Source organism: Pyrococcus yayanosii CH1, assembly GCF_000215995.1.
Classification (GTDB): Archaea; Methanobacteriota_B; Thermococci; order Thermococcales; family Thermococcaceae; genus Pyrococcus; species Pyrococcus yayanosii.
The window spans coordinates 737,342-762,570 of record NC_015680.1 but is presented as its reverse complement, the minus strand read 5'-3'; the positions used below and the strand labels follow the sequence as shown (position 1 = coordinate 762,570).

The following is a 25,229-nucleotide window of genomic DNA, read 5'->3' as shown; positions in this document are numbered from 1 at the left end:
TAATACCTCTCAGCCATAGTAAACAACAGGAATGGTGGGATAATAATGACAGCCGGTTCGCTGGTGCCCATTTTAATAGTGTTGACACCTATCCTTGGGACAGTAACGTTTGTGCCAATAATGATAAAGCGCTATCTGGATAACTACATTCCCTTAAAGGTCATAGTAAGACACAAAGGGGATAGAACTGAGTTAATCATACGGACGAAAAGAAAAACCACGCATATTATCATTGGGAACTTCAGAATCAAGGAGGCTCGAGAAGTACTTAGACGGAGAGTCAATGGACTTGGATTTGGGCCATAGCCGAAAGAATGGCACTCGACGTGGAAAAGGACAACGAGATAGCGATAGCGGTCTACAAAAAGCTCGGATACTCCATTGAGAGGGAGCACGGCGTTGAGCTCGAAGGGAAAACTTACAGGTTCTACAGGATGGTGAAGAGTATTATCCACAACAAATGACTCCCGATGAACATAATATTCCACAGAATTACGCCCAGACTGTATGGATTAAAGACGGCCGTTTATTATCTACTTTCGATAGTAAATTTTATATATAATAATTCCTAAACTAAATTGACGAACTTTGTGAGGTGTAAGACATGAAAACAAAAGTTGTGTTTGTATTGTTACTTACTATAATAGCAACCACAACTCTTGGAACGGCCGCTTCTGAGTTTCTGAGTGTGGAGAGAGTGTACATTCAAGGAAGTGGTAAGGCGTTTATATTCCAACCATCATCGGACGGAGAAATTAAACTCCTGAAACAGGGGGTTGTTGGGGGAATTGTTACATTCAAAAGCAAGAGCAGGAAATGGAAGAGTCTGAAAACCGAGAATCTACATTCAGCTCCAACTCCAGTGATGGTGTACTTCACAAAGGACGGCAAAATCGGTGTTAAGAGCCTCGTTCCAGGTAGGAAAATTGCTCTCAGAGGAATGTTCCCAATTGAGGATGTTACCCGACCATCAAAGCGTCCCTCCCTTAATATTCCCATAACGTCCAAGATAAGATATAAAGTTCGTTCGTTGTTTGGGACTTCAACATGTCCATGGGGTTATGAAGAGCTAAATGCCAGATATTGCATTATTGAAAACTGGGAATATCTGAAAGACTCATATTATTCAGAGTCCCGAACATTTGTTGAATGGGTTCCCTTTGTGGGACTTAAAGTTCGAACCCATGGAATCAAGAAGATTAACAAAGTAGGAGCATCATGGGGATTGCAATTAACAACTTCAACGAGGGCCATGTGGAGCTTCAGCGTCGATGGAATTCCAGTTATTGATTTTGGTTCCTCATACTCTGGTTCGATGCTAAAGGTCAGCTACTCACCCGAGCCCGATGTCCAGACAGATAACGGTTATCTTGACAGATATCTCAACCTCCCGTTGAAGTACATTGTTGTGATATATATGTATATGACAAATGGAAAAAGCAGTATGTGAGCATTCCGATATCAGGGGTATACCCAATTGAAGTCATGATGAGCGGCTTCTATGAAGTAAAGGAGGGAGATCTAAACAGAGGCAAGCTCCTTACAGATCACCTTGTAAGCTCACATTTCCCCACACAAAATACTGGATCAAAGGTAAAAGTCTTCAGGACAACAGGCTATGGAACGTATGATAATATAGTCTTCCAGTTCCAAGGAAGTTCGAGCTATAGATTTTATTCAGTGCCACTTGGAGGTTCTGCCGCCAGCTGGCTATGGAGTAAGTTACCGGGCATTGGTTCGCTTTCCATATCCTTCAGCTATTCAAAAACCTCTCAGTCAGTTGTGACCTATGGGATAAGAGTTATGAATGCCCCACCGAATCAACTGTGCTATGCTACCATATTAAAATTAAAAAGGGATATTAAAGCAACTGGCGACAACATCGAGCTTGCGATGTACTTTACAACCATAGATGACGGAACAGGCTCAATGCCACCATGTTTTGGGAACGTGTGTCCCACCTCTACAAACGGAGGGAGTAAAAAAATAAAAATTAGCTCCTCTTTTTTATTCTCAAGAAGGCAAGTACTGCCACCAGCACAGCTCCAAACAAGAGGATCCCATAGGACTCCATCGAATCCCCTTTGGGAGCGGACTGGCAGGCCGGCAGTTTATCGAGACGTGGGTGCAGGGGCATAGCTCATCTCTGATTTCCTCGGGAGGGATGATGTTCTTCAATATGCACGGCCCTTTCGAGTCTACGGCCCTCCCGTCGCTCAGATACCATAGGCCTTCGTGGAAAGTATAAAAAGCTCCTCCGCCCCCTGCATCCCCGGGCCAAGGGCATCCCATGAGAGCATTATTATCGCGTCGTCTTCCTCGGCTTTGATGAAGGGATAAAATGTGCAGTATTCTGTGGGGGCAAGAACTGGATTGGGGCCGCAGAGGGATCTGGTGGCCGAGACGAAGGATAGCAACGAAAGCGACAATAGAAAAAGAACAAGCTCTACCTTCCACATGCATTTACACATATAGGGCTCTCCTTTTCAATTCTGCTTAAATTGATCTAGACATGCCTCCTAATCCCCCAGTAAACCAGTATAAACATTAGGATGGCTCCAGTAAGAACAACTAAAGACTTGGGGAGGGTTAATCTTCGGGAAAAATTGCTCCTATCTCCACATTCTGGAGGCTCCTGTACGCTACCCACATGCATTTTTAGGTGAATTAGCTTTTTCCCGTCATAAAAGAACAGAAGCGGTAACTCTGAAGCGGAGCTCCCATCATTAACTTTAACATCTCCTGGGTAATAGATGAGAATTCCCTCACTGACAGGTAGTGCATGAAGGGTTGAGAGTACATTGAGCGTTTTGTTTCCAAAGAAGCCCGATACATATTCCTCAAATTCAGTCACTAGAATCCCATAAGTTAAATTTGCAAGTCTAAAGACTATGAAACCGTTCTCAATGACTCCCTTGACACCTGATGGACTTTTCTGTGGGGTGTTGGCGAAGTAGCTCAGAATCTCGGTTCTATTACATTTTGTGCGCTCTGTCCCGTTCTGAAATTCAAGTATTGTGCAGTTCCATATGAGAGATGCACAACCATCGAAGCGATAAACTCTCATTTCGGTTTTTTTAGCGGTGAATGTAAAGTTCTTTGCCTCCCCGTTGACTGCCATGGTGACGGTTTTGTAGGGAACTACCCTCTGCTTGCGCTGGAGAATGTAGAAGGTTCCGTTAATCTCAGTCACTACTGATGGTTCGCCGAGTAGAGGATTACTTCTCCCTAAAAACAGCAAGTCGCTTCCATTGAAAAGATAGTAAAGGTTGTACTCTCCATTGGGCATGTTACGCCTAAGTGTTTCTTCCCCCGCAATCTCGCCAGCTTATCATCCATTATCACCACATCGGCGGTCTCTATCGCCGCGTCGCTTCCCAAGGCGCCCATGGCCACGCCGATGTCGGCCACCGCTAGCACAGGTGCGTCGTTTATGCCGTCCCCAACGAAGACTATCTTCTCGTTAGGTGCTTTACCTTTCTCCAGTTCCTTTATGACTTTAACTTTGTCCTCGGGCAGGAGCTCGGCATAGAAGCCATCTAAGTTGAGATGCCTCGCTATCTCGGCCGCAACATCTTTGTTGTCTCCTGTAACCATTATAATCTTCTTAACTCCCAGTTTCTTGAGCTCCTTGATAGTCTCGAGTGCATCTTCCTTTATCTCGTCCGAGATCACTATGTAGCCCGCGTACTTTCCGTTGACGACGACGTGGGCGACCGTTCCTTTAACGTGGCAGGTGTCGTGCTCCACGCTGAACTTGTGCAGTAACCTGTCGTTGCCCACCATCACCTCAATACCGTCTATCTTCGCCCTTACGCCATGTCCAGCTATCTCTTCATGCTCTTTTACCTGAGTTTCGTTGATTTCCTTCCCATAAGCCTCTCTTATCGCCTTTGCTATAGGATGGTTTGAGTGGACCTCCGCCAAGGCGGCGAACTTGAGGATTTCCTCCTCGGTAAAGCCATTCCTCGTTTCTATCCTCGTGACCTTGAAGACTCCCTTTGTCAGCGTTTCAGTCTTGTCAAAGGCAACTATTGAAGCACTGCTCAAGGCATCGAGGAAGTTGGAGCCCTTGATGAGTATTCCATCCCTCGCTGCTCTTCCAATACCCCCGAAGTAGCCGAGGGGTATTGAGAGCACAAGCGCACATGGACATGATATGACGAGGAGTACCAAAGCTCTATAAACCCACTTCGAGAAGGGCTCGCCGAAGACAAGCGGTGGAATTAAAGCTATAAGCATCGCAAGTCCGACGACAGCTGGCGTATAGTAGTGGGCGAAGCGTGTTATGAACTTCTCCGTCTTAGCTTTTCTCGCGCTTGCGTTCTCCACAAGCTCAAGAATCCTCGAAATAGTTGATTCCTTAAGCTCTTTCGTAACCTTAACCGTCAAAAGACCGCTCAGGTTCACCATTCCCGAGAGGATTTCCTCCCCTTCCTTTACAGTCCTGGGAACGCTTTCCCCGGTTAAGGCGGAGGTATCAACGCTTGAGCTTCCCTCGAGGATAACTCCATCAACGGGAACCCTCTCACCGGGCTTTATGACAATTATGTCTCCCACTTTAAGTTCTTCGGGCTTGACTCTTACTATCTTATCGCCCACCTTGAGGTTTGCGTACTCCGCCTTTAATGCCAGTAACGCCTTAATAGAGCGCCTCGACCTGTTGACGGCTAAGTCCTGGAAGAACTCACCCACGATGTAGAAGAGCATAACTGCAACCGCTTCGGGATATTCATGAATGGCAAAGGCCCCCAGCGTAGCTATGGTTATGAGGAAGTTCTCGTCGAAGACGTTTCCACGAATGGAGTTTATGATGGCGTTCCTCAAAACCTTCCAGCCAACGAGGAGGTAGCTCACCACAAATATCCCGAACACAAAGGGGTTGTCGTAGTTGTAGTAGTACCTGAGGACGATTCCGATGGCGAACAGCAGGAGCGAGGGGATTATGAAGTAGAGCATCCTCTTCGGGTCGTCGTGTTCATGTTCCTCCTTTTCGATAATCTTAACCCCCGGCTCAACCTTCTTTATTATCTCCTTTGCCTTCTCGATGTCCCCCTCTATTATGGCTTCTTTGGTGGTGAAGTTGACCAGAGCAAACTCGAAGCCCTCCTTCTTTAAAGCCTCCTCTATTTCATAAGCACAGCTTGCGCAGTCGAGCCCTTCCAGTTTAAGCTTCTTCGGCATGATTATTCCTCCATATGCTTTAACACGACCTTCAAAATCTCCCTTATATGCTCGTCATCCAGCCTATAAAAGACGCTCTTCCCGTCCTTCCTGTATTTGACGATTTTTCTATCCTTCAGAATCCTGAGCTGGTGAGATATAGCTGAGACTGAAAGGCCTGTGATGTTGGAAAGATCGCATGTGCAGAGCTCCCCCTCCAGCAGAGCAAAGAGAATCTTAAGCCTTGTGGGATTACCTAAAGCGTCAAAGAAGTCGGAAGCCTCAAGTATTGTTTCGTCATCTGGTAGATTCCTCTTGGCTTTTTCAATCTTGTCTAGATGCTCCTCGTGAACCTTGCACACCTCTACCATCCAGCATCACCTTTACATTTGAGCAATTGTGCAAATGTTTTATAAAGGTTATTGAACACCCTAAAACGGCTCCCTTGGTATTTAAGGGGCCCATTAAGGAGGAAGTTTGGGGAAATTGGGGCCTCAATTCATCTTAATGCATTCTGTGCGCGTGATTAGTTCCCTCGTCATTGACGTACTTCTCGGGACTTGCCTCAAACTGGGCTTTGCAGTGTGGAGAGCGAAAGTAGTTTTCAATTGTACTCTACTTTGAATTCAGTTTCTTCACTAACTTCCATTCCGCAAACCGGATCTAAGGCATTTTGAAGTCTTAACATCCCTCGTCGCCAATCTCGACTTCATAGCCATACTTCTCAATTGTCTCAATGACCTCGTTGAGGGAAACCTCCTCCGGGTCAAAATCCTCTCGCCGATGAGCAGGAACCGTTCTGGTTAGCCGTAACTTGTGTGAAGTGTGTAAAACGTCGTTACGGCTAACCTTCCAGCCTCGGCTCATTGGGTGGCTTTTGGGGGGAACGGTGACTCCCCACATCTTCAAGGCTCTTAAGCGAATATTCCAACTCCCAACAACATCTCTATCAGCCTCAAACCCACACTTGCAACTCAAAACCCTGTGCCCATTCGGGCTTAACTTACCCCCACATACCGGGCACAGGGAGGAAGTATGAGCAGGATCCACAAAAACAACTTTAATCCCTCTCAGCTTGGCCTTGTATTCGATAATGCTCTGAAGCTTCCTAAAACTCCAGCGGTGAAGTCTTCCATTCATCTCGGCAGAATACCTGATTGACTCCCTGATTTCTGTTAAATCCTCCAAGGCGAGGCCACCGTATTTTTCCGCCAGCTCGACGATTTTATTGGCCAATTTGTGGTAAAGGTCGTTAAGCCTGTTCCTCTCCCTCCGCCCATACTTTTCGAGGAGTTCTTTCCTTTTCTTTCCGCCCCGGATTTTCCTCTGGATTCTTCTCCTCTTCACGAAGTAGCCAGTTCTAATCTCCCGCTCGTGGGTGATGATTTGAACGAACTCCCCATTTGGGAGGGAAAGCGTTACGTTATTCTCGTTCAAGTCCACGCCGACAAAAGTTGTTGGTTCTCTAATCTCAACCTCCTTTGAGAAGACAACGTTTAGAAAAGCTCCCTTCGGTGTTCTCACTAACCAAGCCTGCCCAACCTTCCAGCCCTTAAACTTCTCGTGGTACCTTGCAGGATAAAACTCTAACTGGATTCTCCCCTTCAGAGTGGAGAGTTTTACGGTTTTGTTTTCTAAATCGAGTTTGAACAAGTGATCATCCAACATTATGACTTCTTTTTTGAAAACAGGCTTCCCCTTAGCTTTCCCCTTCTTTCTCCGCTTTCTGAAACTTTTGAATATTGCCGTCGCCATCTGGCAGGCCGTGTAAAGGTAATGGCTTGGAAGCTCTGGATACTCCTTGCGTAAGCCTTTGTAAGTCTCCTTCTTCAACCGGTAAAAGCTCGTAACGTTGTTCTCAAAAGCATGAGTGATGAGAAAGTTCACGATTTCCCGATAAGTTTGGAAAAGCTCATCTAACTCTTCAGGTGTTCCTTCAACTTGAATTTTGCCGTGAGTTTAATTGTCTCTGAGGGCATTCTTTACCGCCTCGACGAGGCGTTTTTTCCTGTGAGAACGCATTCCATAAAGCTTTCCAGCGAAGGAAGTTACTATTGCCAGCAAGTCCTCAACAAGTTCCTTTTCTGGCGTTTTCCCCTCATCGTCGAAGATTACTTCAATCTCAACGCCGTGGGAGTTAAAGTATTGTTCGAGGTACTTGAAGCCAAAGCGAGTGAGCCTATCCCGGTAAGTTATGACGACTTTGGTAACTTCTCCGCTCTCAACTAATGTGAAGAGCTGTTTTAAGCCCCTCCTATTCTCGTTCAGGCCGGAGGAAATGTCGGTGAGGATTTTAGCCACTTGGTAACCTTTTGAGGAGCAGTAGTTTTTTAGGTATTCAACCTGTCTCTCCAAGTCCTCTTTTTGGTCTCGGCTTGAAACTCTGGCGTAAATAACAACTTTGTCAGGAAGTTTGCCCTCAAGAATTCTCTTGATTTCGCTTTCTGGAATGCGGTATTCTCTTCCAACACGATACGCTCTAATCTCACCAGATTTAATCTTTCTAATTAGTGTTGGTTTACTGATACCCAAGAGCTGTGAGGCTTTCCCCGTCCGATAGAGCCTCATACAGCACTCCGAGAAGGTAGTGGTTAAAGGCCTCCTTTCTGAGGCATGCGAGGCAGTATTCATTCCGAAATCTGCCGAGAGAAGTACGATCTTCGAGTTATTGAGAGCATCTGGACAGCAAAGGTAGAATAGCAGCCTTATCGTCTCATTGGGAAAGATGTAGGCGTAGCCAGTGTAATTTGGTAGAAGGCAGGAGATGTTAGTTCTGATTGTTATCGTTGGGGCCTTTGGAGTTTCGGTTGTGGTCTTTGTCAAGAGGAAGCTCGAGTTCACGTCCTCCTAGTTATGAGAAGTCATGGTATGAAAGGTCATCGCCACCAGCGCTAAGGATAGTGCAAGAACTAGCACAGCGACAGCGCCCTTCCAGTTTTCAAGAGCCCTCACCCCTCGGTGTGGTGCACCTCACATCTACATCGGGGGACATCAGAAAACCAGATAATGCAAATATAAAGAATTCAACTTTCTCCAGCTTTCAAACTTCATCGAATACTGCATACTGCGGCAGTATTGGCTGGTCGTGACTAGAGGAGTTGTTCCGAGTATCAACTCAACTTTATAAATTCTTCTTCTTGCTTTATGCAATTTTATTTTTTCTTTCCTGTTTAGTTAGTAAATTTTTCAAATTTTAGTTTTGCCACCCAATTTAGTAAAAAGAAAGCATGGTGAAGCAGTGAGTAGAAAAGTTCAGACCTTATCCTCGTCGACGACGGTCATACCTACGCGAGAGCAAGGTCTTTCGGGCGGTATGCTTAAATTTATCTCCCATGACACTCATGCAGGGGGAGCGAGATGAAAATAGTTCCACTGGCTTCTGAAAGTCTCGGGGTAAGGAGCTTGGTTACCTACGTTAAGGCTGGGGGCCTTGGAATCCTAATAGACCCGGGCGCCGCTCTGGGCCCCAAAAGGTACTCACTCCCGCCGGCAAAGGCGGAGTTCGATGCCCTGAGGAGGGCAAGGGAGCTCATTCAGGCCTACGCCAGGGAGGCGACTATCATAACTATATCCCACTATCACTATGACCACCACACCCCATTCTTCGAAGGAATTTACGAGAGCTCATCGGCCAAAATTGCTAAAGAGCTCTACGCCGGAAAGCTTGTCTTCACGAAACATCCGACCGAGAACATAAACAACAGTCAGAGGAAGAGGGCTCGAGAGTTCCTTAGGAACGTCGAACCGATAGCCAGAAAAGTTGAGTTCTCGGACGGGAAGAGCTTCGACCTTGAAGGCGTGACCTTAGAGTTCTCACAGCCCGTCCCCCACGGGAGGGAGGGCTCGAAGCTTGGCTTTATTGTCATGGTGATGGTGGACGACGGGAAGAGGAGAATCGTTCACGCCAGCGATAGCCAGCTCATAAACGAGGCGGCCGTGAAATGGATAATCGAGAAGAACCCTGACCTACTGATAGCGGGCGGACCTCCTACCTACCTGAGCTACAGGGTGGGCAACGTCAGAGAGCTTGCCCTCCGGAACATAAACAGGATAATAAAGGAGACGAACGCCGAGCTAGTCATAGACCACCACGTCGTGAGGGACAAAAACCATCAGGCCTTCTTTGAGGCTCTGGACAAAAAGCCCAAAACTTTTGCGGAGTTCCTCGGGAGGGAGGAGGCTCCCTTGGAGGCCTATAGGAGGGAGCTCCACAAGATGGAGAGAGGGGAGGAGCAGGAGATTCCTGAGGGTATCCTGAAGTTTATCAAAGAGCTCCGCGGGGAAGGGCATGCTGGACGTGTTCAGGGGACTTGAAAGCGAAATCGTGAGGTACGCGGAGCTGCCGCCAAGGGAGGGAGAATACGGGAAGTTCTCCTTCAGAAACCGCGAAGTTAATGAGCTCGTTCAGAGGCTTGGCTTCAGACTCTATAGCCACCAAGTGAGGGCTCTCGAGAAGCTCTACGCGGGCAAGAATGTTGTCGTGGCCACGCCGACGGCGAGCGGTAAGAGCGAGATCTTCAGGCTGGCGATATTCGATGGCATCCTCTCGGACCCAGAGGGTCGCTATCTACTCATCTATCCCACACGGGCTCTGATAAATAACCAGTGGGAGAAGTTCCAAAGGGAGAACGAGCTATTCAGGGAGATATCGGGGAGACTCGTCAAGGCTAGGATACTCACGGGGGACGTTGGTTGGACCGAAAGGAGGGCCCTCCTAAGGGAGAAGCCTCACGTCATCTTCACGACTCCAGATATGCTCCACCACAACATATTGCCAAGGTGGCGAGACTATGGCTGGCTCCTTCGCAACCTCAGGCTTATCGTCGTTGACGAGCTCCACGTTTATAGGGGCGTCTTCGGGACGAACGTCGCCTACGTTTTCAGAAGGCTCTTTCTGAGGCTGGCTCGACTCTCTGCAAGACCCCAAATACTTGCTCTCTCCGCCACGCTGAGGAACCCGAAGGAGTTCGCCGAGAGGTTTTTCGGCCTTGAATTTGAGGAGATAACGGAGGGTGGCAATCCCTTTCCTCGCAGGCACATAATTCTCTTCGAGCCCCGCCGCCTCACGGGAGAACAACTGCTCAGGGTAATCGTGGAGAGGCTCACCGAGAGGGGAATAAAGACGCTCGTCTTTTTCGACTCGAGGAAGGGGACCGAAAGGGTAATGAGGCTTCTCCTGGCCTCTCCGGCTTTTGACGTGACGACCACCTATAAGGGGACTCTGCCCAAGCCCATTCGCTGGGAAATCGAGAGGGCCTTCAGGGAGGGGAGGCTTCTCGCCCTTCTCACGACCAACGCCTTGGAGCTCGGGATAGATATAGGGGACCTCGACGCCGTGGTTAATTACGGCATACCACCTGATGGGCTCTTCTCCCTTATCCAGCGATTTGGAAGGGCCGGGAGAGACCCTAAGAGGGAGGCCATAAACGCCATAGTTCTGAGGAGGAACGGCCTCGACTACTACTATAGAGAGCACTTCGAGGAGCTTGTCGAAGGAATCGAGAAGGGCCTCGTGGAGCATACACCCGTAAACCTTGACAACGAGCGGATAGCGGAGAAGCACCTCCACTATGCTCTTAACGAGCTAGGCGTCCTTGATTTGGAAGGACTCCCAGGAGCTTGGAGAAAGGCGGCGGAGAAGCTGGCGGCCCGAGGTCTAGCCATCCTTCGGCGCAACCCCCTCACGGGAATGGAAGAGCTGAGGCTGAGAGTTCCCCCAACGAGCTATTCCTCCATAAGGTCGGCGGGGGAGGACTCCTACATCATCGTCCTCGATGAACCCTGGGTGAGGGCAGCCCTGAAGGGCAGAGAGGGTGGAGAGCTGCTTCGCTTCTTGAACTGGCTCAAAATAAAAGGACTGGTCGTGGAGGAGGCTGACAAGCTGGAGTTCTACAGAAGCCTGCTCCCCGGCATGGTTTACCCATCAAGGGGACATCTCTATATGGTCCTTGACGAGGTGAGGGTTGGCAGGTTCCATTTCATCTTCGCAAAGCCCATAGAGGCCAAGGATCTGGAAACCTCAGTGAGCAAGGTCGAGTCCATAGAAATCCTTGACGTAGCGGGGGAAAAGAAGCATGGGCGGGTTAAGGTCTATTGGGGCAAGCTGAGGGTGAGACACGAGTACACGGGCTACGCCGTTAGGGGTAAGGACACGCCCACCCACGTTGAGAGGCTCACGAAGCTTAGGGAGGAGGGCGTGCTGAAGGGAGATGTTGTTGCCATAGCAGGCTGGGGAGACTGGGATGTCTTTGCCCGCGTTACCTTTCACGAACCCTACGTTTACGAGTTCGAGACGGAGGGTCTGTGGCTCGTCTTTCCCGAGGACGTGAGAGAAGTTCCCGAGGAAGAGTTCAGGCACTTCTTTGGAATGGCCGCCGAAAAGGACTCGGAGCTCGCTCTCTTTCTCTTCAACAGGCTCGACAGGAGGAAGCTGTTCCCAACGCTGCTCGGGGCCACGACCCACTACATCAGGAGGGCCATCCAGGAGACCTTGAGGGAGGCGGGGCTTGACGACCCGGAGCTCGCCTTCGCGATTAAGAAGATGGTTGACAGTAGGGATGGCGTGGGTTCCGCACTGCACGCCATAGAGCACAACTTAATAAAGATTGCCCCGGCCTTTACCCACATAGATTCCAGGGAGCTCGGAGGATACAGCTACGACAATTTTCTGGGCCTTGGACCGACAGTCTTCATATACGACGCTAACGAGGGCGGGACTGGTATCATCAGGACCCTCTTCGAGAGGATAGGAGAGCTGATGGAAAGGAGCTATGAGCACCTGAGGTCATGCGAATGTCCAGATGGATGCCCAATCTGCGTCCTTTCCCCGAGATGCGGAACATTCAACGAATTCTTGGACAAGTGGGCCGCGATAAAGGTCTGGGAGAGGGTGCTTTAGCCGCGCCAGAAAGCCTTAAATAGTTGAAGCACGAGTATTATACTCATGAGTAGACAAATATTCGTGGACAGAGAGAGGGAGCTCGAGTTCTTAGAAAGGAGGTACTCCAGCGAAAAGGCCGAGCTGATAATAATTTATGGCAGAAGGCGAATAGGAAAGACTGAACTGCTTCTTCACTTCGCAAAAGATAAGCCTTATGTTTATTTCCTTGCAACGGAAAAGCCCTATCACGAGAATATTAGGGACCTCCAAAGGCTCATGGCCGAATTTTTGGGTGACCCACTGTTCTCGAGAATTAGCTTTGGGAACATCGACGAGCTCCTCATGGCATTCGCTGAGAAGATTGGAGATGAAAGAGTTGTTCTTATCATCGACGAGTTTCCAGTCCTCATAGAAAATTATCGACCCGTTCTCTCCCTCCTCCAGCGGGCGTGGGACTTAAAGCTGTCAAAGACAAAGCTTATGTTAATTCTCTGCGGTTCAAGTGTCTCCACGATGGAAACCGAGGTTCTTGGCTATAAAAGTCCCCTCTACGGCAGGAGAACAGGTCAGTGGAAGGTTGACGAGATTCCCTTCTTTAATATCAGTGAATTCCTTCCAAGTTACAGCGTTGAGAACCTCATAAAGGTTTACGGCGTCGTTGGTGGAATTCCCGCATACTTGCTCCAGTTCGACCCGGAGAAAAGCTTTAAGGAAAACGTTGTTGAGAATGTCCTGTCAAAGGGGAGTTACCTGTACGAAGAGGCTGAAATACTCCTGAGGGAAGAGCTCCGGGAGCCGGCCAACTACTTCGCGATACTTGAAGCCATAGCAAGCGGCAGGACAAGATTCGGGGAGATAGTGAGCGCAACGGGTCTTGATAAGAGTCTCGTCTCCAAGTATCTCACAGTCCTTCAAAGGCTCGGAATAGTAGAGAGAGAAGTCCCCATAACGGCCACGCACAAGGAGGCGAGCAAAAGGGGCCTCTACTCTATATCAGACAACTACTTTGCCTTCTGGTTCCGGTATGTCCTGCCCAACAGGAGCCACCTTGAGGCCGGCCTTGCGGAAGAGGTCTGGGAACGCTCGCGGGAAGACTTCGATGCATATATGGGGACCGTTTTCGAGAGTTTGGTGAGAAAGCCCGGAGTTTTTCTTAGGCTGACGGGTTTCCGCTTTACGAAGCTCGGAAGATGGTGGCATAAAAACGAAGAGATAGACGTCGTCGCCTTAGATGGGGAAGAGGAAAGAGCCCTGCTTGTTGAGGTTAAGTGGAAGGACCTAACGGCAAGGGAGGCGCGCGGAATCTTAAAGGACTTAGAGAGAAAAGCGGAGCTCCTCAGACTCGACAGCTGGGAAAAGCGTTATGGGCTCGTGGCAAAGAGCTTAAAGGGAAAGGAAAGACTCAGGGTAAAGGGCTGGCTGGTGTGGGATTTAAGTGATTTCGAAAGCCTCCTCAGCCGCTCGATATCAAAGAACAGCCTTTTAAGCTCTGGCACGAACTTGGGCCTATGAAGCTTGGGGTCATGGAGAAGAAGGTAAGAAGCCTATACATCCGCTCGAGGATTCCGGGTGTTGAGTGGGCCGTGAACCAGTACGTAGGCTGTGCTTTCGCCTGCAAATACTGCTACGCCAAGTTCCTCTGTCGCTGGCGGGATTACGGACCTTGGGGAACCTGGGTAGAGGTGAAGATAAATGCGGCTGAGCTCGCGAGAAGGCGTGTGAAGGGGAGCATCGTCATGTCCACCGTGAGCGACCCTTATCAACCCATCGAAGCAAGGCTCAAGCTCACGAGGCGGGTTCTACGTTACATGGACAAGAGGAACGAGCTCTCAATACTAACGAAGTCTCCCCTCGTTGTCCGGGACGTGGATCTCTTCAAGGAGTTCCGCTCTATTGAGGTCGGTCTGACGATTAACAGCTTCGAGGGGAGGGAGAAGAGACTCTTCGAACCACTAGCACCTGTCCAAGGGACCAGAATAACGGCGCTTCAGAGGCTCTATGAGGAAGGCATAAGAACCTACGTCTTTGTAAGCCCGATAATACCCGGGATTACGGACGTGGGGGCAATCGTGGAGGAGACTCGGGATTTCACCGATTACTACTTCTTCGAGGTGCTTAATCTCTGGGCCGCGGGAAGGGAGTTTCGGGAGCTGCTCCGGGAGAGCTATCCGGGGAGTTACTCTGTGCTGAAGGATGATGAGAAGTTTGAGACCTTCTTAAAGGGCCTTAGGGAGGAAATAAGGAGGCTTGGGATTAGAGTGGAGGGAATAGAGACTCACAAGCACGGATGGGAGCTCGTTTCTCCCTGAGCCGTCACCATGAACAACTTTAATAACCCCCTCCTTCTCAGATCATTGGGTGGTGGTATGATAGAGGCCCTTAGGACCTTTATCCTCCTTTACGGAGGCCTATTCGCGATAACAAATCCCATAGGCGCCGTCCCCGTCTTTATGAGTGTCACGAGGGACTTATCGGCCAAAGGTAGAAGGGAGATAGCGAAGAAGACTGCACTAACGGCTACCATTACTCTTATAGTCTTCGCTCTCGTCGGCCAGTGGATATTCAAGTTCTTTGGCTCTAGCGTGGATGCCTTCGCGATAGCCGGAGGAATACTGCTCTTCAGAATGGGTATGGAGATGCTCTCCGGAAAGCTGTCTTCTGTGAAGATAGACGAAGAGAGCGAAGAAGCCGTCACCCTCGAGGAGGTCGCCGTGATACCCTTGGCGATACCCCTGATATCGGGGCCGGGTGCAATAACGACCGTGATGCTCTACATGGCGAGGGAACCAGCCCCTCTCGTAGTGGTTGTAATATTGAGCATTGGCCTGACCATCTGGGCAATCCTCAGCTCCGACAACAGGGTGAGCCAAAAATTGGGGAGAGTGGGGATAAAGGTCATGATAAGGATGATGGGTCTGATACTGACATCGATGGCTGTTCAGATGGTAATAAATGGGATAAAGGGAGCGTTCGAGATTTAGTCGGCGTAATCTCCAAGGGTCTTCGCCCTTACCTTTATTTCACTTCCAAAGGATATTTCAACGAGCCCTTCGCTCTCGAGCTTCTTAAGGGTCTGGAGAAGCGCCGGCATGGGAGTGTCAAGCTCGGAGCTCAGCTTTTTGAGAGAAGTTGCCCTCTTCTTCGTCGCCAAAACCTTATAAACGATCTCCCGAGGATGCATAGAAGACACCAATATACTCTTCACGAGAATCCTATTAAGCTTTTGTGGACAGATGTGGTGATGCTCATGGAGATCAGGATAGAGGAGCTGAGCGAGGACGGCATGGGCGTTGCGAGGATCGGGAGGAAAACCGTTTACGTCCCCTTCACGGCCCCGGGTGACGTGGTTCTGCTTAGGAGCTGGCACAGGGAGAGGAAGAGGTTGGTGGCCCACGATTACGAAGTTCTTAAGGCATCTGAGATAAGGGTGGAGCCAGGATGCAAGCATTTCGGATTCTGCGGCGGCTGTGCCTTCCAGCACATTGAGTATAAGGCTCAGTTGGAGTTCAAGGAGGAGAAGCTGAGGAAATTCCTCGGCCTCGACGTAGAAGTTCTTCCTTCGCCGGCTATATATGGCCACAGGAACAGGATAGACATCGCCGTCACCACGAGTGGTATTGGCTTCAGGAGGAGGGGCAGGTGGTGGGACATCGTAGATATCGAGGCCTGCGAGGTCTTCGGTCCCTCATCGAAGAAGGCCCTTGAGGCCTTGAGGGCACTAATCGACGAGCTCAGGCTTGAGCCCTGGAACCTGAAAGAGGGCAGAGGTTTCTTAAGGTATATGGTGCTCAGGGAGGGAAAATTCACGGGAGAGCTAATGATTAACCTCGTCACGGCCGAAGGCCATCTGGGTGACGTTTCTGGCTATTTTCCCTTCGCCACCTCCCTCTATTGGAGCGTGAACAGGACGCCCAGTGATGTATCCTACGGTGAGCCGATGCGTTACTGGGGAAGGGAGTTCATCAGAGAGGAGCTTGATGGGATAACGTATCTCATTCATCCGAACAGCTTCTTCCAGACGAACAGCTATCAGGCTGTGAACCTCGTGAGAAAGGTTGCCGAGTTCGTTGATGGGAGTAAGGTTCTTGATTTGTATTCCGGCGTCGGAACCTTCGGCGTTTATTTAGCTAAGAAGGGCTTTGAGGTGGAAGGAGTGGAGATAAACCCCTTCGCCGTTGAGATGGCCAACAGAAACGCCAAAATAAACGATGCCCAAGCGAAGTTCAGGGTGGGAGATGCGGCGGAGGCGTTTGCGATGAGCTATGACACAGTAATAGTTGACCCGCCGAGGGCCGGCCTCCATCCAAAGCTCGTGAAGAGATTGATAAGCGACGGACCCCCCACAATAGTCTACGTCTCCTGCAACCCGAAGACCTTCGCCCAGAACCTTCGCGGGCTGAAGAAGGTATATAAATTAGAGGAGATAGTGGGACTCGACATGTTTCCTCACACGCCCCACGTCGAGCTCATTGGGAAGCTTGTCCGCTTAGGAACAGCTCCGTGAGCTTCTGGACAATGTCCGTCTCGTTGAAAGGTATCAGATACGCTCGGCTGGATAGAACTATGATGCCTTCCCTGTCCATGGCCTCTTTTACTATCTCTGGAATCTTAGAGGGGTCTATTTCGCCCTCGATGATGGCGTAGAGCTTTCCATCATAGAACACCCCTATGAGGGGCACTCCCCTAACGCCCAGCTCCTTGGAGAACTCCATAAATATTTTGGTGTTGTGCTCGTTGTTGATGAGCTCATAATATGTCAGACTATCTTCACCGAAGAACTTGGGAAGTTCCCTTTTCATGTTCTGGCAGTGGGGGCATGTGGCCATGCCGTATAGATAGAAGTGGAACTTCGACTTATCGAGTTGTAGTTTAGGAGGAGAGGTGGTGGGAGTTGAAGTTTCCCCAAGGCATCCAAGGGCCGCCACGGCGAGGATGATGATAAGTAAGATGCTTAACTCCTTCATTCAATCACCCCTCTTGGGCATTCTTTTTCTTACAAATCAAATAAAGGTTTCCGTTAGGTTATCAGTTTCCTTACAGAGCTGTAAAAAGAAGAGGGGCAAAAGTTCCACGCACAATTTACCAGCTTATTCCATAGCTTTCATGAGCTCCTCCACGTTCTCTGGAGGCTTGGTGGCGAGGCTCACAACTATAGTGGCTATGAGGGCAAATATGAACGCTGGCACCAGTTCATAAAGCCCCGTAATCTGCTTTAAATAAAGCTTCCAAACGATAGTTGTTACAGTTCCCACGACCATCCCTGCTATTACTCCCCATTTTGTTGTTCTCTTCCAGTACAGGGAAAGTATTAACGTTGGCCCTATAGACGCCCCCAGTCCACCCCATGCAAATAGCACGAACCAGAATATTATGTCTTTCGCATAGTAGGCCATTATGGCCGCTAGGAATCCTATTACAAATACCGTGATCCTACTCAATCTCAATGCCGTTTTATCATCTATTGGGTGGCCCTTTTTGATGACTTCCTGATAGAAGTCTTTGACAACGGTTGAAGACACAACGAGCAGCTGAGAGTCCGCCGTTGATAATATTGCCGCAAATATTCCACCCATGAGAATACCATAGAGCACTGGGCCGAAGAATTCTGCACTCAACAGTGGATACACCATTTCTGCACTCTCATTCGGTAGCATTTTTACATCAGGAAACAGCGCCCTGCCTGCTAATCCTACGAAAATGGCACCCCACGCAAGGACAACATTCCAAAAAGTTCCTATAACAGTTGATTGCCTGAGTCTATTGGGGTTGTCTATAGACATGTAACGAACTATTATGTGAGGCTGTCCGGGAGATCCAAGCCCAATTCCTATGAAACCAATCACAACCCCCGCTCCAAATGCCCAGGGATCAATGTACTTGGGGTTTAGCTGGTGGAGGATCTCCAACAGTGCCCCAATACCCCCGACTTTAGCTATGGCAACGGCTGGAAGAACCGTCAGGCCTATAATCATTATTACGGCCCTTATGACATCGTTGTACGCTACTGCTATGAAGCCTCCCAGAATCATATATATTACGATCATGAGCACGGCAACTAGGAGTGCCTCTAGCATTCCCATGCCAAGGGCAGCACTGAGTGTTTTTGCGCCGGCATTAAACTGGGCCCCAACATATGACGTCAGAAATATGACTATTATTATCGAAACCACAAGCCTAACGATTTTTGTATTGTCCCTAAACCTGGCTTCAAAATAGTCCGGAACCGTTATGGCTTTGAATTTCTCAGAGAACTTTCTTAGCCTTATGCCCATGTACACGAACTGTAGCATTTCCGCCGTTATATATCCAACCGCCGCCCAGACCGCCGTAACACCCATTTTATAAGCCATTCCGCTAAGACCCAGCACGAGCCAGCTAGACCTTCCTGAAGATACGGCGGAAAGTGCCACCGTTATTTTGTCCATAGCTCTTCCGCCAAGGAAAAAGTCTTCTTCTGTCTTGGTTCTTTTCATAACGAAGAATCCTACAAGAATTGGAAGTAGCAGTGTAAATAAAAACGCCGCAAATGCGGCCGGATTCTTGAGCATTTCATACGCTGTTTCCATTTCCCTCACCTCCTATTGCCCGAGATGTAATAAATTGCTATGGATACTAAAACTATAAGTGTTGGCAATACAAACAACACAAATTTTGCCCATCCATACATTATGGCACCTCCTTGGCCGTTTATCAGCACTGTAGTATATTAGAATCCATATATAAGCCTTATGGGTCAGAATAAGTAATGTCCCTGTTTCTGGAAATAATTACCCCCAACCTTAGACAGAGGAAAGGGACCAAAAGCCTTATATACTGATTGTCCACAATTATCTGTGGTAAAAATGGCCCGAGTTTCTTGGGTAGTTAAATCGGGGAAGAGGCTCTACGGCAGGGTGCTTGGCACCTACGCATACCTCGTCGTCATTGATTTAGGGACAGGCCAAGGGATGTGCACGTGTCCGAGGGGTGGAAACTGTAAGCACGTAATGGCCGTCCTCTGGGAATACGAGAGAGGAAACTACATAGAGGCAGACGCCAATCTTATCACCGCCGAAGCTGAAGTCTGGAGGTTTGCCGCTGAGAACAGAGAGTTTGGCAAAGAGATTATACTAAGGGAAATAGGCCACGCTCTGAAGACAGACGAAAGTGGAAGTAGAGTTGGAGAGCTTTTCCTCAAGGCCCTTGAGATGCTCGATGGCGATGAAACATTCAGACTTCGACTTTCAATGCTCTTCGAGGAGTTTGAGAGAATTTTCTATGACCACGCCATCACTGGGATCATCGCTTCGAGGCTAAGAGGAAGTCCAGAAGGTTCTTCGCCCTGAGCTTTCTCTTCAGCCCCAGATAGGCATCGGAGCCGTCACACTCCTGTTTGAACTCGACACAGGCCTCTTCGAGGAGAAACCTCATTATGCCAAACGCGTAAACCGCCTTCTTTCCCTCCATCTCAACTGCAACGAAGGGCCTCTCCCTGACGCCCACTATGATGTCGAAGTTTATGCCACCGCATACATCGATGTCGATAAAGCTCACCTTCTCCCCCGTCTTCGTCTTCCTCACGAGGACGTTTGGAAAACGCTCCTTGAGCATCTCCAAAGTTTTTAGAACTCTCTCGTAAGCCTCTTCGTCCAATTCTTCCCTGAGCCTTATCCTCTCTATCATCCGGGCACCTCCCAACCTTTATAAATAATTAGGATGAGCTAATTCGAGGTGGGAAAAGTGAAGGCCGAACGCGCAAAGGAGATACTCATCCAGCTCTTAAAGATTCCCTCACCCTCAGGCCACGAGGACAGGCTTGCCCTGCACATAATGGAGTTCCTCCACAGGCTTGATTACGATGTTCACATAGAGAGTGACGGCGAGATAATCGACCTAATCGTCAACCCGAAGGCGGAGCTCTTCTTCGAGGTTCATATGGACACGATAGACGTGAGAGTAGAACCCTTCGTCAGGGGCAACATAGTTTACGGAACAGGTGCGAGCGACATAAAGGGAGGTATAGCGGCCATCCTTCTCATGCTGGAGCAACTGAGGAAGGAAGGAAAAGACCTAAACGTCGGAATAGTCTTCGTCAGCGACGAGGAGAAGGGTGGCCGTGGCAGTGCCCTCTTCATGGAGAGATACAGGCCCAAGATGGCCATCGTCCTTGAGCCGACAGATCTTGAGATTCACATAGCCCACGCCGGAAACATTGAAGCTTATTTTGAGGTGGATGGAAAGGAAGCCCATGGTGCATGCCCCGAGAGCGGTTTGAACGCCATAGAGCAGGCCTTTAGGATGCTAGAGGAGCTGAAGAAGCTAGAGCCCTTTAGGGCCAAGGGGAAGTACTTTGACCCCCATATCGGCATTCAAGAGCTCGTCTGCGAGAACCCCCACTACTTAATCCCCGCCCTCTGCCGTGGTCGCCTTGAGGCGAGGCTCTTGCCGGAGCAGGAGGTTGAGGACGTTCTCGATTTGATGGACCCGATACTTGATGAATACACCCTTCGCTACGAGTACACGGAGATATGGGACGGATATGAGTTGGGCGAGGAGGAAGAGATAGTCCAGATAGCCAAGAAGGCCATGGAGATTACGGGCCTAAGCGAGTTCGGCGGCATGAGAAGCTGGACCGATGCAATAAACTTCATGTACAATGGCACGAAAACGATAGTGTTCGGGCCCGGCAACCTCGATATATCCCACACCCGGCATGAGAGGATTGACGTCAGGGACGTTGTCAAAGCGAGCGAGTTCCTAATGGCGGTAAACGACGTCTACGGGAAGGGATAGCCATGAGAGGAGTTGCCGAGCTCCCTCTTCACACGGGCCACGTCCCTCCATGGCTCGCCAGCAGGATGAGGAAGCTCGCCGCCCTCGTCCTGAAACTTCTCGTGGATGAGTATGGAACGAAGGGCACGCTAGAGCGCCTTTCGGATCCAGTATGGTTTCAGGCCTTCAACAACCTCATAGGCATGGACTGGGACTCTTCGGGGAGTACGACTGTGACGACCGGGATAATAAAGGAGGTCCTCGCGAGGGAAGAGCTTGGTCTTAAGGTGGCCGGTGGGAAGGGGAAGAGGAGCAGGGAAACGCCAAAGGAGCTTATGGAGATAGCAGATAAGTTCGGTCTTGAAGGGGAGAAGTACGTCAGGATATCGAGGCTCGTAGCTAAGGTCGACACCGTGGCCCTACAGACCGGCTACCAGCTCTATCACCATACCTTTTTCCTGGACGAGGAGGGGAACTGGGCCGTCGTCCAGCAGGGGATGAACCCAGAGAAGAAACTGGCCCGCAGGTACCACTGGTTCAATGCCGAGGCCTTCACGATAGACCCCCACAAGGCCGTGGCGGGCTTCAAGTGCCTGTATGCCCTCAACACCGTCGCCCTTGAGTCTAAGACCTTTCAGAGAACCCTTCTTGAAATCGCGGCCGAGGGGCCAGGGGGGCTGAAGAGAGACTTAGAGACCATAAAGGCTATGGTAAGGGGTTATGCGGTCTTCTACAAGCCAAGGGACGTGGACGTCCGAGCCGTGATGAGGAGGTACGAGAGCTTGGGGAGATTGGAACTAAACGAAAGGGTTCTGGAGTTCCTAAAGGAAGGAGGTATCAAAAACTACGAGGAGTTCCTTCTGATAAGGGGGCTCGGGCCGGGAACACTCAGGGCCTTAGCGCTCGTGGCAGAGCTCGTCTACGATGTCCATCCTTCCTGGAAGGACCCAGTAACGCATCCGATAGACCCCTTCAAGTTCGCCTATGCCGTCGGCGGCAAGGACAGGGTTCCCTTCCGAATCGAGCGAGGAACCTACGATGAGCTCATAAGATTCCTAGAGGATGTCGTGGCCCGGAAAGGAGACAGGGAGCTCCTGAAGAACATGGCAAAGATAACAAAGGGATGGAGGCCACCCGAAGATGACAAGATCCCTACTCCCTGAGGTAGAGGGCGGCACCCATCCCGAAGTACGTTGGGCAGGCGTAGGCAGTGGCCCGGAGGGTCATCGGGACATTCCTCAGAGCTCCAAGCATTATGAGGAGCTGCCAGTAGCTGTCGGGCTTGGCTCTCTCTATGAAGCCTTCGTCGAGATTTAGAAGCTCCCCGAGGCGGTTCTCCCTTATGAGCTGCATTATCAGGGCGTCGTACTCCTTCGACTCAGGGGCGTAGCCGTATGGACCGTTGGGATCATGGGCATGTCCATGGTCGGCGCTTATTATCAATCCAACTTTCTTTGGGTAACTCTCCACGACCTCCGCTATGACCTCACCGAAGCGGACAAGCGTGTCTCTTGACACCTTCCTCGCTGGCGTAACGACGACGAGAGGCCTCTTTTCGAGGAAGTGGAGGGGGATGAGCTCGCCCCAGCTGAGGGGAAAGCGGGAGTACTCGCCGCTCAGGGAGGCGAAATTTATGTCAACGACTGGCAGCCCTGCCTTCCTAGCCTCCTCGTAAATCAGCCGGGCGAGCTCTCTATCGGTCTCATACTCGCCGGGAAGCTCGACGCCGGCGAAGCCAAGCCATGAAACGAGGTGCTTAGCGAAGATGACGCCGAGGTGGTCGCTCATCCTCACGTTGTGGGGCGTTGCGAGGACGTAGGCGTCAAAGGTTCTGAAGACTTCCCCAATACTCCTAAGTACCTCGGCCAGATACCTCGTCTCATCATCCTTCGGGGCCAGGACGTCGTTTCCGTGAGGCATCATGGCGATTCCAGCCAGCATGGGACATCACCTCGGCTAAAGGTTCTCCAACAATTCCTTTATAACATAACTCCTGTTTCTCAACGACCGCTACAGACAGGGCCTTTCAGGTAGAATGGTAGCTTAGACTTGACTAGCCCCGCTCCCGCGGAGTCTAGTTCCCCTGGGTGAGGCAGTATGTAGAGTGCTAAATCTGCTAGGATCCCTAACCTTGTTGATCTATAGCGAGGCTCTCTAACTCTAATTAAATCATGCTGCATGGCATAGATTATGGACATCATAGTACAATCTAGAGCTTTGATAGGATTAAAAGTCCAATATAGTCATGTTTCTATCCTTCAACGTCTCGGGAGCGGACAGCATTGAAACAATAATTTTTGTTATTCTTAGCCTTTTTAGGTAAACAAAGCTACTTTAACCTTTGGTTGCCAACTAGGGGCTTTAAAAACGCTTTTTTTGGGATTGGAGTAGGATTGCCGAGGCTGAACAAAAACGTGCACATGCATAAATTGTGCTCATTAGGGGTGATGGAGGATGAGATACGTTAAGCTCCCCAAGGAGAACACCTATGAATTCCTTGAGCGATTGAAGGAGCTGGGTAAACTTTACGCCCCAGTCAAGATTTCCGACAAGTTCTACGACTTTAGGGAGATTGACGACGTCAGGAAGGTTGAGTTCCACTATACAAGGACGATAATGCCGCCCAAGAAGTTCTTCTTCCTGCCAAGAGAGAAGCTATTCGAGTTCAGCATCTCGAAGGCGGAGTACAGGGAGGTAATCGAGAACGTCGAACCATTCGTTCTCTTCGGTGTCCACGCCTGTGACATCTATGGCCTTAAGATACTCGACACGATTTATCTGGACGAGTTCCCGGACAAGTACTACAAGGCTCGCAGGGAGAAGGGAATAATCATCGGCATAAGTTGCATGCCGGACGAGTACTGCTTCTGCAACCTTCGTGAGACGGACTTTGCCGACGACGGCTTCGACCTCTTCCTCCACGAGCTTCCTGACGGCTGGCTCGTCCGCGTGGGAACTCCAAGGGGCCACAGGATAGTGGACAAGAACATCAAGCTCTTCGAGGCCGTCACGGCGGAGGATATCTGCGCCTTCAGGGAGTTCGAGAGGAGGAGGCACGAGGCCTTTAAGTACCACGAGGACTGGGGCAACCTCCGCTACCTCCTCGAGCTCGAGATGGAGCACCCAATGTGGGACGAGCAGAGCGATCTCTGCCTCGCCTGTGGCATCTGCAACACGACCTGCCCGACCTGCCGCTGCTATGAAGTTCAAGACATCGTTAACTTCGACGGCGACACGGGATACAGGGAGAGGCGGTGGGACTCCTGCCAGTTCAGGAGCCATGGGCTTGTGGCGGGCGGTCACAACTTCAGACCCACAAAGAAGGCCCGTTTCATGAACAGGTACATGTGCAAGAATGCCTATAACGAAAAGCTCGGCATAAGCTACTGCGTCGGCTGCGGCCGCTGTACGGCCTTCTGCCCGGCCGGCATAAACTTCGTGAGAAATCTGCGCACGATTCTCGGTCTTGAGGAGAAGTCCTGTCCTCCCGAGGTTACAGAGGAGATTCCGAAGAGGGGATTCGCTTACTCTACCTCGATAAGAGGTGATGGGCTATGATGCTCCCCAAGGATGTTATGACGCCGAACGACAACCCCTACGCTCTCCACAGGGCAAAGGTGCTAAAGGTCTACCCGCTTACGGAGAGGGAGAAGCTCTTCCTCTTCCGCTTCGAGGATCCGAAGCTTGCCGAGACGTGGACCTTCAAGCCCGGTCAGTTCGTTCAGCTCACGATTCCGGGTGTCGGCGAGGTTCCCATAAGCATATGCTCGTCGCCAATGAGGCGCGGCTTCTTTGAGCTCTGCATAAGGAGAGCCGGAAGGGTCACGACGGTCATCCACAGGCTCAAGCCCGGCGATACAGTCCTCGTCCGCGGTCCCTACGGAAACGGATTCCCGGTTGATGAATGGGAAGGCATGGACTTACTTCTAATCGCCGCGGGCCTTGGAGCAGCTCCGCTGAGAAGTGCCTTCCTCTATGCCATGGACAACCGCTGGAGGTATGGCAACATAACTTTCATCAACACGGCCCGCTATGGAAAGGACTTGCTCTTCTACAAGGAGCTGGAGGCCATGAAGGACCTGGCCGAGGCCGAGAACGTCAAGATAATCCAGAGCGTGACGAGGGACCCAGACTGGCCAGGCCTTCACGGGAGACCTCAGCAGTTCATAGTCGAGGCCAACACCAACCCGAAGAACACGGCCGTCGCTATCTGTGGGCCTCCTAGAATGTACAAGGCCGTCTTTGAATCCTTGATAAACTACGGCTACAGGCCTGAAAACATCTACGTGACGCTAGAGAGGAGAATGAAGTGTGGAATAGGCAAATGTGGCCACTGCAACGTTGGAACGAGCACGAGCTGGAAGTACATCTGCAAGGATGGACCCGTGTTCACGTACTTCGACATAGTATCCACGCCCGGTTTGCTGGACTGAGG

At 50.2% G+C, this 25,229-nt stretch carries 25 protein-coding genes; 14 read left to right on the top strand and 11 right to left on the bottom strand.

Annotated elements, in window-relative coordinates:
* The first annotated feature begins 314 nt into the window (after window positions 1-314).
* The 3 genes from PYCH_RS09780 (at window position 315) to PYCH_RS10020 (ending at window position 2,139) form a co-directional block, all read left to right on the top strand.
* Window positions 315-464, top strand: a complete 150-nt coding sequence (locus tag PYCH_RS09780) for an N-acetyltransferase (protein WP_013905605.1) — start codon at window positions 315-317, stop codon at window positions 462-464.
* A 140-nt stretch (window positions 465-604) separates the two neighbouring features.
* On the top strand, window positions 605-1,450 hold the full coding sequence (locus PYCH_RS10025) for a hypothetical protein (RefSeq protein ID WP_013905604.1): 846 nt from the start codon (window positions 605-607) through the stop codon (window positions 1,448-1,450).
* The gene (locus tag PYCH_RS10020) at window positions 1,447-2,139 is read left to right on the top strand and encodes a hypothetical protein (RefSeq protein ID WP_193383891.1); all 693 of its coding nucleotides are present in this window, start codon (window positions 1,447-1,449) and stop codon (window positions 2,137-2,139) included. The genes PYCH_RS10025 and PYCH_RS10020 overlap by 4 nt, the downstream gene beginning before the upstream one ends.
* Before the next feature lie 77 nt (window positions 2,140-2,216).
* Here the strand turns inward: PYCH_RS10020 and PYCH_RS04210 are convergent, their stop codons facing one another.
* The 6 genes from PYCH_RS04210 to PYCH_RS04185 all read right to left on the bottom strand — a co-directional run bounded on the left by PYCH_RS04210 (window position 2,217) and on the right by PYCH_RS04185 (window position 7,731).
* The gene (locus PYCH_RS04210) at window positions 2,217-2,459 is read right to left on the bottom strand and encodes a hypothetical protein (protein ID WP_013905603.1); all 243 of its coding nucleotides are present in this window, start codon (window positions 2,457-2,459) and stop codon (window positions 2,217-2,219) included.
* A gap of 47 nt (window positions 2,460-2,506) precedes the next feature.
* Window positions 2,507-3,289, bottom strand: coding sequence for a hypothetical protein (locus PYCH_RS04205; protein ID WP_148236192.1), 783 nt, complete (start codon window positions 3,287-3,289; stop codon window positions 2,507-2,509).
* On the bottom strand, window positions 3,229-5,184 hold the full coding sequence (locus tag PYCH_RS04200; protein WP_013905601.1) for a heavy metal translocating P-type ATPase: 1,956 nt from the start codon (window positions 5,182-5,184) through the stop codon (window positions 3,229-3,231). Before PYCH_RS04200 ends, PYCH_RS04205 begins: the two co-directional genes overlap by 61 nt.
* A gap of 2 nt (window positions 5,185-5,186) precedes the next feature.
* A complete protein-coding gene (locus PYCH_RS04195; RefSeq protein WP_013905600.1) occupies window positions 5,187-5,534 on the bottom strand; it encodes an ArsR/SmtB family transcription factor in 348 nt (115 codons plus the stop codon).
* A 310-nt stretch (window positions 5,535-5,844) separates the two neighbouring features.
* On the bottom strand, window positions 5,845-7,050 hold the full coding sequence (locus PYCH_RS04190) for an RNA-guided endonuclease InsQ/TnpB family protein (RefSeq protein ID WP_013905599.1): 1,206 nt from the start codon (window positions 7,048-7,050) through the stop codon (window positions 5,845-5,847).
* Between the two features lie 72 nt (window positions 7,051-7,122).
* Window positions 7,123-7,731: an IS607 family transposase gene (locus PYCH_RS04185; RefSeq protein WP_048058365.1), complete on the bottom strand. Its 609-nt coding sequence runs from the start codon at window positions 7,729-7,731 to the stop codon at window positions 7,123-7,125.
* Window positions 7,732-8,520: 789 nt separating this feature from the next.
* On the opposite strand from PYCH_RS04185, the gene PYCH_RS04180 reads away from it, so the two are divergent.
* Genes PYCH_RS04180 through snatA form a run of 5 tightly spaced genes read left to right on the top strand, consistent with a single transcriptional unit; the run spans window position 8,521 to window position 15,024 of the window.
* Complete coding sequence (locus tag PYCH_RS04180; RefSeq protein WP_013905597.1) at window positions 8,521-9,477, top strand: MBL fold metallo-hydrolase; 957 nt, start codon at window positions 8,521-8,523, stop codon at window positions 9,475-9,477.
* The gene (locus tag PYCH_RS04175; protein WP_048058198.1) at window positions 9,452-12,061 is read left to right on the top strand and encodes a DEAD/DEAH box helicase; all 2,610 of its coding nucleotides are present in this window, start codon (window positions 9,452-9,454) and stop codon (window positions 12,059-12,061) included. The genes PYCH_RS04180 and PYCH_RS04175 overlap by 26 nt, the downstream gene beginning before the upstream one ends.
* A 45-nt stretch (window positions 12,062-12,106) precedes the next feature.
* A complete protein-coding gene (locus PYCH_RS04170; protein ID WP_013905595.1) occupies window positions 12,107-13,555 on the top strand; it encodes an ATP-binding protein in 1,449 nt (482 codons plus the stop codon).
* A complete protein-coding gene (locus tag PYCH_RS04165; RefSeq protein ID WP_013905594.1) occupies window positions 13,552-14,352 on the top strand; it encodes an SPL family radical SAM protein in 801 nt (266 codons plus the stop codon). The genes PYCH_RS04170 and PYCH_RS04165 overlap by 4 nt, the downstream gene beginning before the upstream one ends.
* A 57-nt stretch (window positions 14,353-14,409) precedes the next feature.
* The gene (gene snatA / locus PYCH_RS04160) at window positions 14,410-15,024 is read left to right on the top strand and encodes a neutral amino acid NAAT transporter SnatA (protein ID WP_013905593.1); all 615 of its coding nucleotides are present in this window, start codon (window positions 14,410-14,412) and stop codon (window positions 15,022-15,024) included.
* Here snatA and PYCH_RS04155 read toward each other — a convergent pair.
* Window positions 15,021-15,224: a transcriptional regulator gene (locus PYCH_RS04155; protein ID WP_013905591.1), complete on the bottom strand. Its 204-nt coding sequence runs from the start codon at window positions 15,222-15,224 to the stop codon at window positions 15,021-15,023. The genes snatA and PYCH_RS04155 overlap by 4 nt on opposite strands.
* A 66-nt stretch (window positions 15,225-15,290) precedes the next feature.
* Here PYCH_RS04155 and rlmD point away from each other — a divergent pair, with 66 nt between their 5' ends.
* On the top strand, window positions 15,291-16,547 hold the full coding sequence (gene rlmD, locus PYCH_RS04150; RefSeq protein WP_013905592.1) for a 23S rRNA (uracil(1939)-C(5))-methyltransferase RlmD: 1,257 nt from the start codon (window positions 15,291-15,293) through the stop codon (window positions 16,545-16,547).
* Here the strand turns inward: rlmD and PYCH_RS04145 are convergent.
* Together PYCH_RS04145 and PYCH_RS04140 are read right to left on the bottom strand one after the other, a co-directional pair.
* On the bottom strand, window positions 16,510-17,007 hold the full coding sequence (locus PYCH_RS04145) for a thioredoxin family protein (RefSeq protein ID WP_013905590.1): 498 nt from the start codon (window positions 17,005-17,007) through the stop codon (window positions 16,510-16,512). The two genes, rlmD and PYCH_RS04145, sit on opposite strands and share 38 nt — an antisense overlap.
* 123 nt (window positions 17,008-17,130) lie before the next feature.
* Window positions 17,131-18,609 carry a sodium/proline symporter gene (locus PYCH_RS04140; RefSeq protein WP_013905589.1) on the bottom strand — a complete coding sequence of 493 codons (1,479 nt, stop codon included), beginning with the start codon at window positions 18,607-18,609 and terminating at the stop codon, window positions 17,131-17,133.
* Between the two features lie 276 nt (window positions 18,610-18,885).
* On the opposite strand from PYCH_RS04140, the gene PYCH_RS04135 reads away from it, so the two are divergent.
* A complete protein-coding gene (locus PYCH_RS04135; protein ID WP_013905587.1) occupies window positions 18,886-19,368 on the top strand; it encodes an SWIM zinc finger family protein in 483 nt (160 codons plus the stop codon).
* On the opposite strand, the gene PYCH_RS04130 is transcribed toward PYCH_RS04135, so the two are convergent.
* Entirely contained in the window at window positions 19,322-19,705 is a 384-nt protein-coding gene (locus tag PYCH_RS04130) for a hypothetical protein (RefSeq protein ID WP_013905586.1), read from the bottom strand. The genes PYCH_RS04135 and PYCH_RS04130 overlap by 47 nt on opposite strands.
* 57 nt (window positions 19,706-19,762) lie before the next feature.
* Between PYCH_RS04130 and PYCH_RS04125 the strand changes: the two genes are divergently transcribed.
* Together PYCH_RS04125 and PYCH_RS04120 are read left to right on the top strand one after the other, a co-directional pair.
* Window positions 19,763-20,815, top strand: coding sequence for a M20/M25/M40 family metallo-hydrolase (locus tag PYCH_RS04125; RefSeq protein ID WP_013905585.1), 1,053 nt, complete (start codon window positions 19,763-19,765; stop codon window positions 20,813-20,815).
* A 2-nt stretch (window positions 20,816-20,817) separates the two neighbouring features.
* On the top strand, window positions 20,818-21,957 hold the full coding sequence (locus PYCH_RS04120; protein WP_013905584.1) for a DUF763 domain-containing protein: 1,140 nt from the start codon (window positions 20,818-20,820) through the stop codon (window positions 21,955-21,957).
* Here the strand turns inward: PYCH_RS04120 and PYCH_RS04115 are convergent.
* Complete coding sequence (locus tag PYCH_RS04115) at window positions 21,947-22,735, bottom strand: DODA-type extradiol aromatic ring-opening family dioxygenase (protein ID WP_013905583.1); 789 nt, start codon at window positions 22,733-22,735, stop codon at window positions 21,947-21,949. The genes PYCH_RS04120 and PYCH_RS04115 overlap by 11 nt on opposite strands.
* Before the next feature lie 513 nt (window positions 22,736-23,248).
* Here PYCH_RS04115 and hydB point away from each other — a divergent pair.
* Window positions 23,249-24,352, top strand: a complete 1,104-nt coding sequence (gene hydB, locus PYCH_RS04110; protein WP_013905582.1) for an NADPH-dependent hydrogenase/sulfhydrogenase 1 subunit beta — start codon at window positions 23,249-23,251, stop codon at window positions 24,350-24,352.
* Window positions 24,349-25,227, top strand: a complete 879-nt coding sequence (hydG, locus tag PYCH_RS04105; RefSeq protein WP_013905581.1) for an NADPH-dependent hydrogenase/sulfhydrogenase 1 subunit gamma — start codon at window positions 24,349-24,351, stop codon at window positions 25,225-25,227. The genes hydB and hydG overlap by 4 nt, the downstream gene beginning before the upstream one ends.
* Window positions 25,228-25,229 lie beyond the last annotated feature (2 nt).

Bases quoted from the DNA above. Each gene is read 5' to 3' on its own strand.
- PYCH_RS09780 (WP_013905605.1), top strand. From the start codon at position 315: ATGGCACTCGACGTGGAAAAGGACAACGAGATAGCGATAGCGGTCTAC.
- PYCH_RS10025 (WP_013905604.1), top strand. From the start codon at position 605: ATGAAAACAAAAGTTGTGTTTGTATTGTTACTTACTATAATAGCAACC.
- PYCH_RS04210 (WP_013905603.1), bottom strand. From the start codon at position 2,459: ATGTGGAAGGTAGAGCTTGTTCTTTTTCTATTGTCGCTTTCGTTGCTA.
- PYCH_RS04205 (WP_148236192.1), bottom strand. From the start codon at position 3,289: ATGCCCAATGGAGAGTACAACCTTTACTATCTTTTCAATGGAAGCGAC.
- PYCH_RS04200 (WP_013905601.1), bottom strand. From the start codon at position 5,184: ATGCCGAAGAAGCTTAAACTGGAAGGGCTCGACTGCGCAAGCTGTGCT.
- PYCH_RS04195 (WP_013905600.1), bottom strand. From the start codon at position 5,534: ATGGTAGAGGTGTGCAAGGTTCACGAGGAGCATCTAGACAAGATTGAA.
- PYCH_RS04185 (WP_048058365.1), bottom strand. From the start codon at position 7,731: ATGAGGCTCTATCGGACGGGGAAAGCCTCACAGCTCTTGGGTATCAGT.
- PYCH_RS04180 (WP_013905597.1), top strand. From the start codon at position 8,521: ATGAAAATAGTTCCACTGGCTTCTGAAAGTCTCGGGGTAAGGAGCTTG.
- PYCH_RS04175 (WP_048058198.1), top strand. From the start codon at position 9,452: ATGCTGGACGTGTTCAGGGGACTTGAAAGCGAAATCGTGAGGTACGCG.
- PYCH_RS04170 (WP_013905595.1), top strand. From the start codon at position 12,107: ATGAGTAGACAAATATTCGTGGACAGAGAGAGGGAGCTCGAGTTCTTA.
- PYCH_RS04165 (WP_013905594.1), top strand. From the start codon at position 13,552: ATGAAGCTTGGGGTCATGGAGAAGAAGGTAAGAAGCCTATACATCCGC.
- snatA (WP_013905593.1), top strand. From the start codon at position 14,410: ATGATAGAGGCCCTTAGGACCTTTATCCTCCTTTACGGAGGCCTATTC.
- PYCH_RS04155 (WP_013905591.1), bottom strand. From the start codon at position 15,224: ATGCATCCTCGGGAGATCGTTTATAAGGTTTTGGCGACGAAGAAGAGG.
- rlmD (WP_013905592.1), top strand. From the start codon at position 15,291: ATGGAGATCAGGATAGAGGAGCTGAGCGAGGACGGCATGGGCGTTGCG.
- PYCH_RS04145 (WP_013905590.1), bottom strand. From the start codon at position 17,007: ATGAAGGAGTTAAGCATCTTACTTATCATCATCCTCGCCGTGGCGGCC.
- PYCH_RS04140 (WP_013905589.1), bottom strand. From the start codon at position 18,609: ATGGAAACAGCGTATGAAATGCTCAAGAATCCGGCCGCATTTGCGGCG.
- PYCH_RS04135 (WP_013905587.1), top strand. From the start codon at position 18,886: ATGGCCCGAGTTTCTTGGGTAGTTAAATCGGGGAAGAGGCTCTACGGC.
- PYCH_RS04130 (WP_013905586.1), bottom strand. From the start codon at position 19,705: ATGATAGAGAGGATAAGGCTCAGGGAAGAATTGGACGAAGAGGCTTAC.
- PYCH_RS04120 (WP_013905584.1), top strand. From the start codon at position 20,818: ATGAGAGGAGTTGCCGAGCTCCCTCTTCACACGGGCCACGTCCCTCCA.
- PYCH_RS04115 (WP_013905583.1), bottom strand. From the start codon at position 22,735: ATGCTGGCTGGAATCGCCATGATGCCTCACGGAAACGACGTCCTGGCC.
- hydB (WP_013905582.1), top strand. From the start codon at position 23,249: ATGAGATACGTTAAGCTCCCCAAGGAGAACACCTATGAATTCCTTGAG.
- hydG (WP_013905581.1), top strand. From the start codon at position 24,349: ATGATGCTCCCCAAGGATGTTATGACGCCGAACGACAACCCCTACGCT.